The following is a 16,012-nucleotide window of genomic DNA, read 5'->3' as shown; positions in this document are numbered from 1 at the left end:
CACAAATGAACATCACTTTACAAAATGTTGGCAGAAGGTTTAATAAAGAGTGGATTTTCAGGAATTTAAGCACTGAATTTTCTTCTGGTAATAGCTACGCCATATTAGGACCTAACGGCTCTGGTAAATCAACCTTATTGAGTGTGCTGACGGGCAGTTTATCCCCTTCTGAGGGAGAAATCTCCTTCTCAGACAACAAAGATATTCCTGTAGAGAACATCTACCAATACATCAGTTTGGCAGCACCGTACCTCGAATTGGTGGAAACCTTCACTTTAAGAGAGATCATCGATTTCCATTTTAAATTCAAAAATTTTGCCCTAGGCCTTGATACTAAAAAGCTTATCGGCATATTAGGACTGGAAAAAGCAACCAACAAAGAAATTAAATACTTTTCATCGGGAATGAAGCAAAGAACCAAACTAGCTTTGGCCTGCTGCACTGATACGCCAATTTTATTTTTAGACGAACCAACGAGTAATTTAGACGTTCAGGGAATAAGTTGGTACCGTGAACTCATCGAAAATTTCGGAAAAGACCGCTTAACGATAATTGGTTCGAATCAAATACAGGAATACGACTTCTGTACAAATCAAATACAAATATCAGATTATAAGCTATTTAACGCTTAAAGCCAGCCCTTACAAAACGTCTGTTTTGTCATACATTTGTATTAAAAATAAATTTTTAAAAAAATATTTTGTAATTGATAAATTGTTCTTACCTTTGCACCACCAAAAAGAGAAACAATTATTAATTTATCTCTTTAAGTAAAAGATCATATTTTCCGTATTGCGGAATTAAAATATATAGCCTGATAAGGCAAAAGAGTTTTTCATAGTTTAGTTTGAGGTTTAGGTTGATTATGCCTTTGGAGTGGTTCCCAAAGGCATTTCTTTTATACCAATAATTCGTCATTGCGAGAAGGCTTTTTCAGCCGACAGCCTGTCCCGACCTTTCGGAAAGTAATCTACTTAAAAGACGGTCTTCACTGGCAGACTACTAATATCCATTCATTTTTTTAACTTTGGTGCTCAAAAATTAACAAAACAATATTCACTATTATAAAATGGCAAAGGCATCAGAAGTAAAAAGCGGAAATGTGCTTCGTTTTAACGGAGAGTTGGTAAGTGTAGAAGAGTACATCCACCGTACTCCGGGAAATTTAAGGGCGTTTTATCAGGCGCGTATGCGCAATGTAAAAACCGGAAAAATTGTAGAATACCGTTTCCGTACCGATGAAGAGGTGACCATTTGCCGTGTAGAAACCAACGACTATCAATATCTTTATGAAGACGGCGATTATTTAGTGGTGATGGACAACAACACTTTTGAGCAGTACAACATCCCTAAGTTGCTTTTCGGAAACTCCATTAAGTTTTTAAAAGAGGGTATGAATGTAACCATCGCTTTTGAAAGTGATGAACCGATTGTTGCACAGCTCCCTAACAGTGTAGAGTTAGAAATTACCTATTCTGAACCCGCTGTAAAAGGCGATACTTCTACCAGTGCACAAAAATACGCCACTGTAGAAACCGGAGCCGAAATCAGGGTACCCTTGTTTATTAACCAGGGCGACAAGGTTAAGGTTGATACTAAAACCGGCGAATATATGGAAAGAGTAAAATAGTATAACCGGGGTTCTAAATCTCCTTAAACCCTAAGCCTTATACCATAAAGCTTTATAGGTTTTTATCAAAATAATTTTACCTTTGCCGTCACGAAAAACTGAAATATAAATCCAATTTAGGATCATACAATATGGCAAAAGCATCAGAAATTAAAACAGGTAACATCCTTCGCATCAACAACGAACTGGTTACTGTTGACGAATGGAATCACCGTACACCTGGAAAAGGCGGCGCATTTTACACTGGTAAATTCCGTAACATTAAATCGGGCAGAATTGTTGAAGCACGTATGAATACCGACGAGGCCGTAGAAATCTGCCGCGTTGAAACCAACGATTACCAATATTTATACGAAGAAGGTGACTATCTGGTTGTAATGGACAATAATAGCTACGAGCAGTTTAACGTAGAGAAAGCTTTATTTGGTTCGGCTATTAAATTCTTAAAAGAAGGCATGAACATTATTGTTTCTATGGAAAGTGAAGAAGCCATTATGGCTCAATTACCAAACTTCGCTGAATTCGAAATTACTTATTCGGAGCCAGCAGTTAAAGGTGATACTTCTACAAACGCACTAAAAGCGGCAACATTAGAAAATGGTGTTGAAGTGAAAGTTCCGATGTTTGTAAATCAGGGCGATAAAATTAAAATTGATACCCGTACCGGAGAATATGTTGAACGTGTAAAATAATTGATTAGAACACAAGAAAAGCCCCTGAAGTGAATGCTTCAGGGGCTTTTTGGTTTCTGCATTTAGACCTGTAAAAACAACCTGCTTCGCTATCTTGTTATAAAAACATAAATTTGAATATTATGTTAAAAGCCGAAATCAGAAAGCAAGCCTTAAAAGACAGATTATTACTGAGCGACGCAGAATACGAAAACCTGAACGAAGCGCTCTTAAATGAGTTTAAAACGCTCGATTTTAGCCAAATTAAAACCTTACATATCTTTTTACCCATTATAGAAAAAAAAGAGCCCAATACTTTTTTACTGATCGAATGGCTCAATAAAAATCACCCCGAAATTAAAATCATTGTACCTAAAGCCGATTTTGAAACTGCATTAATGACCAATCATGAATATTTAGGTGTAAATGATTTAAAGAAAAACCTGTATAACATCCTCGAACCGCAAAAGGGAAACCTGCATGAGGGCGAGGTAGATCTTGTTGTTGTTCCGCTTTTAGCTTTTGACCGGCAAGGTTATCGCGTGGGTTATGGCAAAGGCTTTTACGATCGTTTTTTACAGCATATAAATGCTCAAAAAATAGGCTTATCTTTGTACCCTGCTATTGAAAAAATCGATGATGTAAATGAACACGACATTAGATTGGATTTTTGCATTACACCAACAGAAATTATAAATTTTTAAACATGCCACCAGAAATCGTTATCAAAACCGAAAAACAATACGAAGACAATATGATTGCGGTATTCGAGCTACAGGAAAAGGAAGAATTAACCGCCGAAGACCTGAAACAAATCGAACTGATGTTAAAGGCAGGAGAAAGATACGAAGCGGAGCATTTGTAGGCTACCCCGTGAATCGTCATCCTGAACTTGTTTCAGGATCTACTTCCAGGGCATAAGCCTCTCAATTAATAAAAACAAGAAAGACCCTGAAATAAATTCAGGGTGACGCGCTTAGATTAATGTGCTTTAATAAAATCACTCACCAAATAAGCAACCAGCTTAGATGTGAGTTTACTCACCCTTCCATCCAGCATCCGGGTGGCACCTTCACTGAGGTGCAAATAAGAAAATTTCTTCGCACTGGTTAAAATCAACTTTCTAATATCATTAACCGCAAAACCAGATGGGGTTTCAGCGCTGGAAAGCACATTTTGAACACAATCTAAATCGATCTCCAAACCAGCAACCGATCCTATTTCATTCACCAGGTTAGTAAAATCAGCTCCAGTTAAAATATCATCAAAAAATACAGCCTTAAGCTTTGGGTTTGTATCTATTTGATTTAAAATAGCTTCATTATTATAGTTTTGATGCAAGCCATACATCAAATAATTGTTCAGGTAATTTTCCTTTAACGCATAAGAAAAACCATTGCCACTATGCCTACCTTCCAATTCTCTTAAATCTGCGTGTGCATCAACATTTAAAACCGTTATAGGCCTTTTATGGGCTAAAGAAGTGCCCTTAATCATCGGGTAGGCATTATTGTGTCCACCACCAATTACAACAGGTATTTTACCCGTGGCTACAATTTTCTCAATTACGGGATAAACCAGGTCATCAATCTGTGCTACTTTGTTTCGCAAACCTTTTAACGAAGAATCTTCAGGTTCATCGATTTCGAAATGCCCTAAAACCAAAACCTCCTCACCACTTAAAAAGCGGTTGCTCTGGGTATTTAAAAAAGCCACTAAACCTGGTTTCCACATTGATGCTGCACCTGCAAGACCTAAGTTTGCACGCACGCCAATATCTTCTGGAATACCTAAAAGGACAAATTTAGCGCTGCTGGCTTTTAATCCTTCTACCGAAATTCCAGCCGTTGATGAAGAATCTCCAGAGTATACATTAACCCTTTCACCCAGTTTAGTTTCACCATCACGAGTGATAATTAAATGATCGATGTCGCCCTGCGAATATATTTTAAGGTTATCCATTATAAATTTCACCGTTTAAAATAACCGTTTCTATCTGCGTTTCGCCAAAGCTATAGGGCAAATAGGCTATGGAAGGCATCGGCTTAGTTATAAACAGGTTCGCTTTTTTCCCAATAGCAATGCTTCCATAATTTTCACTGATCTCCATCGCAGCTGCGCCATTTAACGTTGCAGCGTTTATCGCCTGCTCAGGGAACATCTTCATTTTAATGCATCCCAGTGAAACCACAAAATTCATATTTCCTGAAGGTGTTGAACCCGGATTGTAATCAGTAGCCAAAGCAACCGGCAAATCGGCTTTAATAAAACTTTTGGCATCAGCAAAAGGAATACCTAAATAAAACGAGCAAGAAGGGAGTAATGTTACAATGGTATCAGCATTTCTTAACGCTTGGATAGTTTGTTCATCGCTTTCTTCGAGGTGATCAACCGAAATGGCTTTATTTTGTACGGAAACCTCTACCGCGCCCGAAACGGAAAGCTGATTGGCATGTACTTTAGGTTTCAATCCATATTTTGCACCTGCCTTTAATACCTGGTCGGTTTCTTCTACAGAGAAAAATCCCTTTTCGCAAAACACATCAATATAGTCGGCCAGTTTTTCTTCTGCTATTTGAGGTAACATTTCATTAACGATTAAATCGATGTAAGCCTGATGATTGTTCTTAAATTCGGCAGGATAAGCGTGCGCAGCTAAGAAAGTTGCCTTGATAGGAATCGGAAACTGATCTTTCAACCTACGGATTACCCTGAGCATTTTGATTTCGCTGTCTGTGGTTAATCCATATCCGCTTTTAATTTCAACGGCCCCTGTTCCCTGGAGGATCATTTGTTTTAACCGCACAGATGCACTTTCGAACAACTCATCTTCCGAAGCTTTTTGGAGTTTATTGGCCGAATTTAGAATCCCCCCTCCCGCAGCGGCAATTTCCTCATAACTTTTTCCCTGGATTTTCATGGCAAACTCTTCTTCGCGTGATGCCGCAAAAACAATGTGCGTATGGCTGTCGCACCAGGAAGGAAAAATGTATCTGCCCTCAGCACTGGAAGATGGAAGATGGGAAATGGAAGATGGAAAATTGTCCATCTCACCGAAATCTTTAATCAGGCCATCTTCAATTAAAAGCCAGGCATTTTCGAGAATGGGTAAGTGATCCAGGTTATTACCACGGAGCACCGTTGTGTGTTTGGGATGCAGGCCCACGAGGCCTTTTATATTTTTGATTAGCATTGGTTAGATTGAAGGTTAATTGGTTAAACGGTATAAATTGGTTAATCGGGTTTTGGTTACAATTAGCCGAATTAACCAGTTACCCAAATACTTAATCGATCTCTAAAAGAACCGGGCAATGATCTGAATGGATCGCATCGGGTAAAATTCTAACATTTTTCAGGCGGTTTTCCATAGGCTTAGTGGCTAAATGGTAATCGATCCGCCAACCCAGGTTCTTCCCTCTCGAGCCCGCACGATAGCTCCACCAGGTATAATGGTGCGGATCTTTATTAAAATGGCGGAAGGTATCAATAAAACCATTATCCAAAAACAACTGCATCCACTCCCGTTCTTCTGGTAAAAAACCTGATGAATTGGCGTTCGATTTAGGGTTATGGATATCGATGGCGGTATGGCAGATATTGTAATCGCCACTGACAATTAAGTTGGGGATCTCTTTTCGCAATTCTCCGATGTACACATCAAAAAAACGCATAAATTCATACTTCTTAACCTGACGTTCATCTCCGCTTGAGCCAGATGGCATATAAAGGCTCATCAAGGAAAAATCGTCAAAATCGGCCCTTAAAATCCGTCCTTCTTTATCTATCCATTCCTCACCGCAGCCAAATTCGATATGATTGGGTTTAATTCTAGTCAGAATAGCTACGCCACTATATCCTTTTTTTTCAGCAGGGAACCAATAATGATGGTAGCCGAGCTGCTCAATCAGCGCAATAATTTCTGGAATCTGCAATGGCAAGGCCTTTACCTCTTGTAAACAGACCATATCAGCGTCTGTAGCCTGTAGCCAGCCAAAAAAGTTTTTGGTACTTGCCGCCCTAATCCCATTAACATTATAGGAGATGATTTTCATTTAGTTAAGTGTGTTTTCGATAACGATGAAGCCATCATGATTTTCGTAACATATGATCTGTTTATCATGATCTTCTCATTCAGTAAATTTCAATTGTTGTGGGCGGTAAATTTAGAAATTAATTGAATAAATGCTTAGTAATTGAAGTTCAATTAATCATATGTACTCAGAAAGCTATTTTAGTGATTGATTCAAGCAGCCTGCAGCCTGAACTTATTTCTGGTTCTTTACAGATAAATATTGAAACGTGTTATCGAAGATGGATGTCTATAGAAAAATCGTCATCTCGACTGAAGCTTCGCGAAATGGAGAGATCTACAATAGATTTCTCGACTGCGTTGTACTCCGCTCAAAATGACGATAATTGTTAACAAAAATTACTTAAGACCCCATAATCATTTTATCTTTCAAAGATCCCTGTAACAACTGCTTCTCTAACTTCTTGGCCGCTCTTCTTTTCAATATTGCAACTTCCATCTTCACGTCCTGTTTGGGACGGTTGTTTTTATCCGTTGCCAGAACCGCTATTTTATCAACCATATCCAAGCCAACCACTATTTCGCCATAAACGGTATAGTTCCGATCTAAATGAGGCGTACCGCCTATGGTTTTATATACCTCACGCTGCCACTCAGGAATTTGGAATTTCAGACGTTTTTCTTCTACATTATCCAATTGCTGATCGGTAAAAACTTTTCCCTGAACCAGGTAAAACTGACTACCACTCGATGCCTTGGCCGGATTAACATCATCACCTTCTCTGGCCGCAGCCAAAACGCCCTTTTTATGAAACAAACTATCATTAAACTCTGCCGGAATGGTATATTTAGGCCCACCCTCTCCAAGTAAGGAATCGGGTTTTGCATTTTTAGAATCCGGATCTCCACCCTGAATCATAAAATCTTTAATCACCCTATGAAATAAAACACCGTTGTAATAGCCCTTTTTCGTTAATTTCAAAAAGTTATCACGATGTAGCGGCGTTTGATTATATAGCCTAACGATGCATTCTCCAAATTCGGTTTTAATGCGTACATACTGGTTTTTAGGCTTCGCTGCAAAAGCCGAAAGTATTGAAAAGGCACAGAGGAATAATAATATTTTCTTCATTTGACTGGTGTTTAAGGCTAAAGTAAGCTAAAAAATGAAATTCAATAAATAATTGCTAGCATTATTAGATATTTTTTCCTTTACCTTTGTATTAATGAAGTTAAAACAAAAAATAGCACTTTCTTTGGCTGTATTCTATGCAGTTAGTGTTATGGGTTTGGCTTTAAGTCTCCATTTCTGTGGAGGCAAACTAGAAAACGTTAAACTTTTCAGCAATGAAGTTTCCTGCAAATTCTGTGAGGAAATTCCGGCCGAAAAGAAAGATGACGGATGTTGCAAAAATACCCAGGTAACCGTAAAAGTTAAAGATAGTCACCAGGCAGAAGCACAGGTACAAATGCCGAAGTTGTTTTCTATCCAGCTTTTTCTTCATCCTCCGGTTTTAGAATTTCTGACCAACATTACGCCAAAGTTTTTCAGTAAAATTTCGAATAAAGCGCCGCCACTCTCCTCGCGGGTTGCTTTGCATATTTTCAATTGCATTTTTAGGAATTAGGATTTCTAATCTGTTCGTCATGCTGAACTTGTTTCAGCATCCATTTTGCTATGTGCCCCCTGAAATGAATCCAAGGGAGACGACATCTTAAAAATTATTCTAATTCAAAAAAATCATGAAAGCAATAAAAATATTCAGCATCATTATGCTATTCTTTGCCGCTAATGTTTCGGCACAACAAATATCTTCAGCAGATTTACAGGTAACCGGTTTAACCTGTTCCATGTGTTCGAATGCAACACAAAAATCCTTAGAAACCCTAAACTTTATCAGTAGTGTAAAACCCGATTTAAACAAAAACACTTTTGTTTTAACCTTTAAAAAAGATGCCAATATCAATCTCGACATGGTTCGCAAAAAGGTTCAGGATGCTGGTTTTTCGGTTGGTGGTTTAACGGCAAGTTTCAATTTTAACCAGGTAAAAATAGACGATAAAGGTCAGGCAGTGGTTGATGGCACTGTGTACCGTTTTGTAAATGCGAAAAGCAAAACACTTAACGGAACGGTAAAAGCCAGTGTGGTTGATAAAAACTTTATTTCTGGTTCGGCATTTAAAAAACAAGCCACAACCGCTAATTCTGATGCCTACGCGAGCGGTACCGGTGTAGTTAACGGAAAAAAAACGCGCATTTATCATTTAGTTCTTTCTTAAGATGAGAAAGATATCCGTATTGGCGTTGATGATGATCGGCGCCTATACCAATGGTTTTGCACAAGAACTGTATGTATTTACCGAACCTGCCAGTAATATGCCAACCAAATCGATTGGTGTAAGAATTACGAACGAAGGCATGTTCAATAATCCAGGTTTTGTAAGCAGAACCATTCCGGAAGTAATGATAGGTTTTAATAAAAACCTGATGATGCATGCTCAAGGTTTTATGTCTGATATGGATGGCCGATTTCGTTTAGAAGGCGGAAGTTTGTATGCGAAATATCGTTTTCTATCCGTTGATGGTGCCCAGAGTCATTTCAGGGCCGCAGCTTTTGGGAGGATAAGCACAAGTAACCGCCCTAATTTTACGAGAGATATTAATTTAGAGGGAGATAATACGGGATGGCAAACAGGCTTAATTTTCACGCAGCTTTTGCACAAACTAGCACTTTCGGCAACTCTGGGTTATGCTGATGCCATTATTACTGACAAAGTTTTGAGGTTAAATACACCTCAGCCTGATAAAATGCTTTCGTACAGTTTATCATCGGGTTATTTGGTTCTACCCATAGTTTACAAAGATTATAAGCAGCCGAACTTTAACGTATATTTAGAACTACTGGGCAAAACCGACCCAGGTAGTGGCCAATCTTATTTGGATATCGCCCCTGCCCTACAAGTGATTTTGAACAGTACCACCCGCATCGATTTAGGCTATCGCTTTCAGGCGACGGGTAATATGGCTAACCGGTACACCAAAAACATGTATCTGCTTCGGGCAGAATTTAATTTCTTTAACGTTTTAAAATAATTCTAAAAGATCAAACCATCATGGTTTTCATATTAAACTGACATAAAAGCATGATCGTTTCATCACCATTAAAAGCAATAAAAAAAATGAAAAAAATACTAGGAATAGTTGCCATCATGACGATTGCAACAACAGCGTTCACCTACGCTCAAAGCAAAACAGATGTAGCCCTAAATCAGGTACTAACGGCTTATTACGATGTAAAAAATGCCTTAGCAACAGATAAAAAAGATTCGGCTATTGAAAAAGTGAAAATTTTATCGGCAAAGGTAAATGCTGTAAACCATAAAGATTTACCAGCAGATCAGCACAAAGTATTTATGGAACAAGCAGCCATCATTAAAAGTAAGGCGGCACAGCTTGCGGGCTCTAACGATATTAAAACACAGAGAAAAGCTTTTGAAGGGATTTCTTATGCGATGATTAAAACCTTAAAGGGTCTAAAATTTAATAGCAAAACCGTTTACGTTCAACATTGCCCAATGGCTAAGGCAAGCTGGTTAAACGAGAAGGAAAACATCGAAAATCCATATTATGGAAGTATGATGTTCGATTGCGGAGACGTTGCTGAAACCATAAAATCAAAATAATGAAGCTGCATATCAAAAACATGGTATGCAACCGCTGTAAAATGGTGGTTAAAGCTGAGCTGGAAAAGCTTGGCTTTAAACCATTATTGGTTGAACTGGGTGAAGTTACTTTAGCCGAAAATATTTCTTCGGAGGATAAAATCAACATAGCAGAGCGCCTGACCCATTTCGGTTTCGAGCTGCTGGCGGATAAAAAAACCCAGATTGCAGAGCAGATTAAAACGGCTATTATTAACCTGGTCCATTACACCAAAGAGCCATTAAAAATTAACCTCTCTGCTTATTTAAGCGAGCAGGTAAAAATGGAGTATACCAGTTTGAGCAGTATTTTTTCAGAAATAGAAAATCAAACCATCGAGAAATATTTCATCGCGCAAAAAATAGAAAAAGCGAAAGAAATGCTTACTTATGGCGAGCTTACCCTGAGCGAAATTGCTTATCAGCTAAATTACAGCAGTGTTGCGCACCTGTCAGCACAATTTAAAAAAGTAACCGGAATTACACCTTCGGTTTATAAAGCAGCATCTACCGACAGCAGGAAAATGCTTGACGAGATATAATGAGAGGTAAGATGGTCAATGGTTAAATAGATGATAGTTGATAGCCTTTGACCATGAACCATAAGCCATCAGCTATTAACCACACCAATTTCTTACCATAAATCAAGACTAACCGGTTGATTCTGTGATAACTTTGTGCTTAAATAAATTTACTAGGTATGAAACCATCATGATTTTTTCAAACCACATTGGTGAAAAATCTGATAGCTTCATCACAGTTAAAACTAAATCATAAACTGATGAAAAAATTATTCTTATTTCTGATCGCTACCTCAATCAGTGTGGCATCATTTGCACAAACCAGCTGGAAAATTGATCCGATGCACTCGTTTGTTAATTTTTCGGTTAAACACATGGGCATTTCTTTCGTTGACGGTTCTTTTAAAAAATTCGATGGAACGGTTACCGCTTCGAAACCAGATTTAACGGATGCTAAAATCAACTTTACTGTTGATATAAACAGCATTACTACGGGCGTTGACATGAGGGATGGTCATTTAAAAACTGATGATTTTTTTAATGTAGCTACTTATCCAACCATGAAATTCGAAAGCACTTCTTTCAAAAAATTAAACGGCAACAACTATGAGTTAAGTGGAAAATTAACCATCCGCGATGTAACCAAAGATGTAAAATTTGCCGTGGTTTACGGTGGCACAGCTAAAGATCAACAAGGTAATACCAAAGCCGGGTTTGGCGCGACAACAACCATTAACCGTTTAGACTATAATATCAAATATGATCCAACAGGCGCTGGTGTAGCTAAAGATGTTGCCATTACGTTAAACCTTGAATTTGTTCAAGGGAAATAACACCTGGATCGTCATTCCGGGCTTGCCCCGGAATCTTTCTCATTAGATCCTGAAACAAGTTCAGGAGGACGATTATTTAAATTTATATAGACCAACCACAACATGATGTCTGCACTGTCACAATTCAGGAACTTCACTCAGCGTTTGCCTCAAACGGATTTAATGCCAACGCTTTTTATCGGTCATGGCTCGCCAATGAACGGTATCGAGAACAATGAGTTTAGCCAGAGTTGGGCAGAGCTGGCCAAGAATATCCCTGTTCCAAAAGCAGTGCTGGTGGTATCGGCGCATTGGTACACTCATGGCACTTTTGTTACCGCGATGGATTTTCCAGGCACCATCCACGATTTTGGGGGCTTCCCACAAGCGCTTTTCGATGTTCAATATCCTGCGCCCGGCGATCCAAAGCTGGCCGCTGAAATACCAAATTTAATCCATTCCACTCCTGTGGGTTTAGACCACGATTGGGGTTTGGACCACGGCACCTGGACAGTTGTTAAACATATGTATCCTAACGCAGACATTCCTGTTTTACAACTCAGCATCGATTATACCAAATCTCCTGAACAGCATTACGAAATTGCTAAAGAAATTTATGCCCTCCGCAAAAAAGGGATATTGGTTATCGGTAGCGGAAATATGGTACACAACCTGCGCATGTTGAGCTGGGAAATGATTAATGGTGGCGGTTACGATTGGGCAATAGAGATGAACGATAAGTTTAAAAATTTAATTGCAAACGGCGATCATCAACCTTTAATTAATTATCGAAACTTGGGTACCGATGCGATGCTGGCCATCCCTACCCCAGAGCATTATTTACCATTAATTTATACGCTTGGCATGAAAAACGATAAAGAAGAAGTTTCTTTCTTTAATGATAAAGCGGTTGGTGGTTCGTTAACCATGACCTCAGTTTTGGTGGGGTAAGCAGGGGTTTAGGGTTTAGGGTTTAGGGTTTAGGGTTTAGGGAGGAACAGATCGTTACAGAACTTATTTTTTACCTGAAACCTTAATTTTCTTAACTCCTTAATGATGAAAAACAAAATAACGCTCTCTACCATAGAGAAAGGAGATACATAGACTTTTTGGTTTTGCTCGAAACGACGATTATTCACAGCATTCAGTACACTAAAATTCTATAAAACTTTATGATTATTCTGTAACGCTTATGGCCCTATGAAGCGGTAAATTTGTATAAAGATTTTAATCATGACACACACCTATCAACTCACCGGCATGACCTGTGGCGGTTGCGAAAATAAAGTAAAAAGTAACCTGCTCGTTTTACCAGATGTAACCGCTGTCGAAGTTTCGAAAGACACCAATTCGGCTACAATTAGTATGGATAAACACATCAGCTTAGATACACTTCAACAAGCCCTGGGCGGATCAGATAGTAAATATCAGATTTCTGCAGCCCATCACAACGAAACATTAGAAGAAGCAAAATCGTGGGCCGAAACTTATAAACCCATTTTATTAATTTTTGGATACGTTACTGCCATATCACTTGTAGTCTCCTGGCAGGGAAACAGCATTAATTTTATGGTATTTATGCGCATATTCATGGCCGGATTCTTCCTTACCTTCTCTTTCTTTAAAATGCTTAACCTGAAAGCTTTTGCAGAAAGTTATGCCATGTACGACATTGTTGCTAAAAAATTCAGCGCATGGGGTTATATCTATGCTTTTATCGAGCTTGGATTAGGATTGTCTTTTGCTTTAAACTTATCTCCTGTCACTGTAAACTGGGTTACGCTGATTGTAATGACAATAAGCATCCTTGGTGTTTTGGAAAGTGTTTTAAATAAGAAAAAGATTCAGTGTGCCTGTTTGGGTGCTGTGTTTAACCTGCCCATGAGCACCGTAACCATTGTTGAGGATGCGATCATGATTGCGATGAGTACAGCCATGCTGATTTTGATGTAAGCTATTGCCGCTTATACCTAAATTCCGATTTCCTGCTTTTACCATTAAGCTCGCCTTCAATCCAGGCGAGCATTTCAGCTTTGCCCTGATCTTGATAGACTATTCGCTGTGGAAAATCGTGCGTTTTATTTTCGAAAATATAGATTTTATCCTTGGTCGAGATCAATTTGAAACAAGTCTCTTTTCCTCCGTTCTGTCCGGTTACAGTTGAGCAATAAAAAGTCTCTTTTCCGATCTTTCTGATCTGAAGGCTTTCTGTAAGCAAACTATCGCCCTTAGCATTTATTCGATAGCTTTTGCCGTTCAGGGTTTTATCCGGATTTTGAATCCATTGTTCTACAATTTTTCCCTTCGGCGTTTGCATTTCCCACGAGCCTAGTACAAAAGCAAAAGTTTTTAATGGCGCTTTTTGCACTTGCGCATGAGTGCAAAAGCAAATCAGGATTAGCATCACGAAACTGAAGTAGGTTCTTTTCATTTTACAGTTGTATTTGTAATGTGTGTCAAATGGTGTTTTCCGTGCCAGGCATACATACCCAGCATATTTGCTAAGCTAAGTTCTTTTCCCAGGGCAGGATGAATATATTTCCTTTGGTAATCTTCGGGTTTTAATGTTTTCAAAAAAGCTACCCAGCGCAGGTGCAACGCCGTTAACAAATCGATAGACAGTTTGATGTCGCCGCCTTTAGCCTCCCCTGTTTCGGCCCAGCGTTCTTCGTAATACGGTCTGATTACGGGAATATCTTCCGTAATGGCTTGTTTAAAACGGATGTAAGCATTAATGTGACTATCAGGAATGTGATGCACCACCTGCCTTAAGGTCCATCCCTCAGGGCGGTAAGTTTGATTTAATTCCTCATCAGTTAAGTTTTCTGTCGCATTTTTAAGCTGCCCGGGCAAAGCCTCAATTTCCGAAATCCAGGTATCAATCTGTTTTTGATCGAAAATTTCAGGCATAGAAAACTGACCGATGGGGTATTTAAGCTTTTCTATATCCATAATACCAAAATAAGGAGAATTATCGATTTTATTCCAGAAATAAATAGTTGGAAAGTTACAAGTTGTAAAGTTGAGTTAACTTTCAAACGTTCCAACATTAAAACACTAACTACATCAATTTCTTCAGCCACTTCAACAAACCCATTTTTGATGCATATGGTGGATAAATCATTTTGGTTAAATCCAATTTTGACTGAAAAACCACGGCCCTTTCGTGCGAAAAAGTTTTGAAGCCGAAAATACCATGGCAACTGCCTATACCGCTATTGTTAACCCCACCAAAAGGCAAATCCGGATTGCCGATATGAACGAGCACATCATTCACACAGGTTCCCCCGGCACTGGTCTCGCTGATGATTTTATTCTGGTTTGTAGTGCTATCTGAAAAAATATATAATGCTAAAGGTTTCGCTTTCCGGTTTACAACATCAATGGCTTCCTGTAAGTTTTGGTAGGTAATAACTGGCAAAACCGGTCCAAAAATTTCTTCCTGCATAATTGCACTACTTTCAGCTACAGAAGTTAAAAGCGTTGGTGTAATGGTTAAATTTTGTTCGTCCGATTTTCCGCCAAAAGCCAATACAGCACCATCGCGAATGGCTTCTTCAATCAATTTATTTAAGCGCTGAAACTGTTTTATATTGATGATTTTAGCATAATCATTTTTGTTAATTGCTGCTTCATTGAAGAACATTTTTTGAACTGCTGCCTGATAGTACATTTCAAAATCAGCCGAAATGTTTTCTTTAATCAATACATAATCTGGCGCAATACAGGTTTGGCCGGCATTAACTAATTTACCCCAGGCAATTTTCTCTGCTGCTTTTTTTAGATCGCAGGTTTCATCTACAATCGCTGGTGATTTCCCCCCAAGCTCTAAGGTAACTGAGGTAAGATTTTTTGCAGCAGCTTCCATCACCACCTTACCAATTGCGGTACTTCCGGTAAAAAAGATATGATCGAAAGGAAGTTTTAACAGTGCGGTAGAAACTTCAGCATCGCCTTCAAAACAGGCAATTTCTTCTGCCTCAAAAGTATTTGAAATCAATTTACTGATCACGTCCGCCGTGGCGGCACTCAGTTCAGATGGTTTCAGGATTACGCAATTCCCTGCGGCTATTGCCGAAACCAACGGACTCATGATTAACTGCAATGGGTAATTCCAGGGTGCAATAATCAGGCAAACACCTTTGGGTTCGTAATAAATTTTGTTACTGGCGAAAAGATTACTCATGGTTCTGGCGACAGATTTTGGTTTCATCCAGCCCTGCAATTTTTTTATAGCATGATCTATTTCTGCGTAGGTGAAAAACAGTTCGGTTACTGCAGTCTCAAAACGATTTTTGCGCAAATCAGCTTCTAATGCCGCATATATCTCTTCTTCGGCTTTTTCTAAAGCTTGCTTCAGTAATTTTAATTTTCCAATACGGGTTTTAGCATCGGTTTTGCGCAGCTCGAATTTGTGTTTTTGCTGTAAATCGAAAACTGATTTTATCTGTTCTTCCATAATTAACAAACGTTCACAATTTTTACCATATAAACAATTTAAGGAAATATAAGGTTGGTGAGATAATATGAAACTTAAATGCTTAATCGAGCGGGTTATAATTGTGAGTTAAATTTAGTTAAAATGCATGCATTTCATTAAAAATTCATTCATTTAAAGCATATTGCAGCAAATTTTAATATTCAAA

At 38.6% G+C, this 16,012-nt stretch carries 20 protein-coding genes; 13 read left to right on the top strand and 7 right to left on the bottom strand.

Annotated features, from left to right (window positions below):
* Positions 1-5: 5 nt before the first annotated feature.
* From AC07YT_RS12985 to AC07YT_RS12965, 5 genes are all read left to right on the top strand, one after another.
* Positions 6-632: an ABC transporter ATP-binding protein gene (locus tag AC07YT_RS12985; RefSeq protein WP_086548522.1), complete on the top strand. Its 627-nt coding sequence runs from the start codon at positions 6-8 to the stop codon at positions 630-632.
* Positions 633-1,069: 437 nt separating this feature from the next.
* Positions 1,070-1,630, top strand: a complete 561-nt coding sequence (gene efp / locus AC07YT_RS12980) for an elongation factor P (RefSeq protein ID WP_055904075.1) — start codon at positions 1,070-1,072, stop codon at positions 1,628-1,630.
* A 131-nt stretch (positions 1,631-1,761) separates the two neighbouring features.
* The gene (gene efp / locus AC07YT_RS12975; protein ID WP_086548521.1) at positions 1,762-2,322 is read left to right on the top strand and encodes an elongation factor P; all 561 of its coding nucleotides are present in this window, start codon (positions 1,762-1,764) and stop codon (positions 2,320-2,322) included.
* Positions 2,323-2,444: 122 nt separating this feature from the next.
* Complete coding sequence (locus AC07YT_RS12970; RefSeq protein ID WP_086548520.1) at positions 2,445-3,005, top strand: 5-formyltetrahydrofolate cyclo-ligase; 561 nt, start codon at positions 2,445-2,447, stop codon at positions 3,003-3,005.
* A 2-nt stretch (positions 3,006-3,007) separates the two neighbouring features.
* Entirely contained in the window at positions 3,008-3,166 is a 159-nt protein-coding gene (locus AC07YT_RS12965; protein WP_478357746.1) for a hypothetical protein, read from the top strand.
* A gap of 116 nt (positions 3,167-3,282) precedes the next feature.
* On the opposite strand, the gene AC07YT_RS12960 is transcribed toward AC07YT_RS12965, so the two are convergent.
* From AC07YT_RS12960 to AC07YT_RS12945, 4 genes are all read right to left on the bottom strand, one after another.
* Entirely contained in the window at positions 3,283-4,263 is a 981-nt protein-coding gene (locus AC07YT_RS12960) for a formimidoylglutamase (RefSeq protein WP_086548519.1), read from the bottom strand.
* On the bottom strand, positions 4,256-5,494 hold the full coding sequence (hutI, locus tag AC07YT_RS12955) for an imidazolonepropionase (RefSeq protein WP_494945347.1): 1,239 nt from the start codon (positions 5,492-5,494) through the stop codon (positions 4,256-4,258). Before hutI ends, AC07YT_RS12960 begins: the two co-directional genes overlap by 8 nt.
* Before the next feature lie 91 nt (positions 5,495-5,585).
* On the bottom strand, positions 5,586-6,353 hold the full coding sequence (locus AC07YT_RS12950) for an exodeoxyribonuclease III (RefSeq protein ID WP_086548518.1): 768 nt from the start codon (positions 6,351-6,353) through the stop codon (positions 5,586-5,588).
* Between the two features lie 381 nt (positions 6,354-6,734).
* Positions 6,735-7,463 carry a peptidylprolyl isomerase gene (locus AC07YT_RS12945; protein WP_086548517.1) on the bottom strand — a complete coding sequence of 243 codons (729 nt, stop codon included), beginning with the start codon at positions 7,461-7,463 and terminating at the stop codon, positions 6,735-6,737.
* A gap of 94 nt (positions 7,464-7,557) precedes the next feature.
* Between AC07YT_RS12945 and AC07YT_RS12940 the strand changes: the two genes are divergently transcribed.
* The 8 genes from AC07YT_RS12940 to AC07YT_RS12905 all read left to right on the top strand — a co-directional run bounded on the left by AC07YT_RS12940 (position 7,558) and on the right by AC07YT_RS12905 (position 13,319).
* Entirely contained in the window at positions 7,558-7,959 is a 402-nt protein-coding gene (locus AC07YT_RS12940; protein ID WP_086548516.1) for an HYC_CC_PP family protein, read from the top strand.
* Positions 7,960-8,074: 115 nt separating this feature from the next.
* A complete protein-coding gene (locus AC07YT_RS12935; protein ID WP_086548515.1) occupies positions 8,075-8,611 on the top strand; it encodes a heavy-metal-associated domain-containing protein in 537 nt (178 codons plus the stop codon).
* 1 nt (position 8,612) lies between these two features.
* Positions 8,613-9,425: a hypothetical protein gene (locus AC07YT_RS12930; protein ID WP_086548514.1), complete on the top strand. Its 813-nt coding sequence runs from the start codon at positions 8,613-8,615 to the stop codon at positions 9,423-9,425.
* 86 nt (positions 9,426-9,511) lie between these two features.
* A complete protein-coding gene (locus tag AC07YT_RS12925; RefSeq protein ID WP_494945346.1) occupies positions 9,512-10,015 on the top strand; it encodes a DUF3347 domain-containing protein in 504 nt (167 codons plus the stop codon).
* Positions 10,015-10,575, top strand: a complete 561-nt coding sequence (locus tag AC07YT_RS12920; RefSeq protein ID WP_086548512.1) for a helix-turn-helix domain-containing protein — start codon at positions 10,015-10,017, stop codon at positions 10,573-10,575. Before AC07YT_RS12925 ends, AC07YT_RS12920 begins: the two co-directional genes overlap by 1 nt.
* Before the next feature lie 239 nt (positions 10,576-10,814).
* Entirely contained in the window at positions 10,815-11,387 is a 573-nt protein-coding gene (locus tag AC07YT_RS12915; protein ID WP_086549468.1) for a YceI family protein, read from the top strand.
* 102 nt (positions 11,388-11,489) lie between these two features.
* Positions 11,490-12,317, top strand: a complete 828-nt coding sequence (ygiD, locus tag AC07YT_RS12910) for a 4,5-DOPA-extradiol-dioxygenase (RefSeq protein WP_494945345.1) — start codon at positions 11,490-11,492, stop codon at positions 12,315-12,317.
* A gap of 282 nt (positions 12,318-12,599) precedes the next feature.
* Positions 12,600-13,319 carry a heavy-metal-associated domain-containing protein gene (locus AC07YT_RS12905; RefSeq protein ID WP_086548510.1) on the top strand — a complete coding sequence of 240 codons (720 nt, stop codon included), beginning with the start codon at positions 12,600-12,602 and terminating at the stop codon, positions 13,317-13,319.
* A gap of 1 nt (position 13,320) precedes the next feature.
* Here the strand turns inward: AC07YT_RS12905 and AC07YT_RS12900 are convergent, their stop codons facing one another.
* The 3 genes from AC07YT_RS12900 to AC07YT_RS12890 form a co-directional block, all read right to left on the bottom strand.
* Positions 13,321-13,797, bottom strand: coding sequence for a DUF6265 family protein (locus tag AC07YT_RS12900; protein WP_086548509.1), 477 nt, complete (start codon positions 13,795-13,797; stop codon positions 13,321-13,323).
* Entirely contained in the window at positions 13,794-14,318 is a 525-nt protein-coding gene (locus AC07YT_RS12895; protein WP_086548508.1) for a YfiT family bacillithiol transferase, read from the bottom strand. The genes AC07YT_RS12900 and AC07YT_RS12895 overlap by 4 nt, the downstream gene beginning before the upstream one ends.
* Before the next feature lie 109 nt (positions 14,319-14,427).
* Positions 14,428-15,825, bottom strand: a complete 1,398-nt coding sequence (locus AC07YT_RS12890; protein ID WP_086548507.1) for an aldehyde dehydrogenase family protein — start codon at positions 15,823-15,825, stop codon at positions 14,428-14,430.
* Positions 15,826-16,012 lie beyond the last annotated feature (187 nt).

The organism is Pedobacter sp. GW460-11-11-14-TSB4, assembly GCF_059423705.1.
Note: the sequence above shows the minus strand (reverse complement) of the source record. Positions and strands in the feature narration are given on the sequence as shown.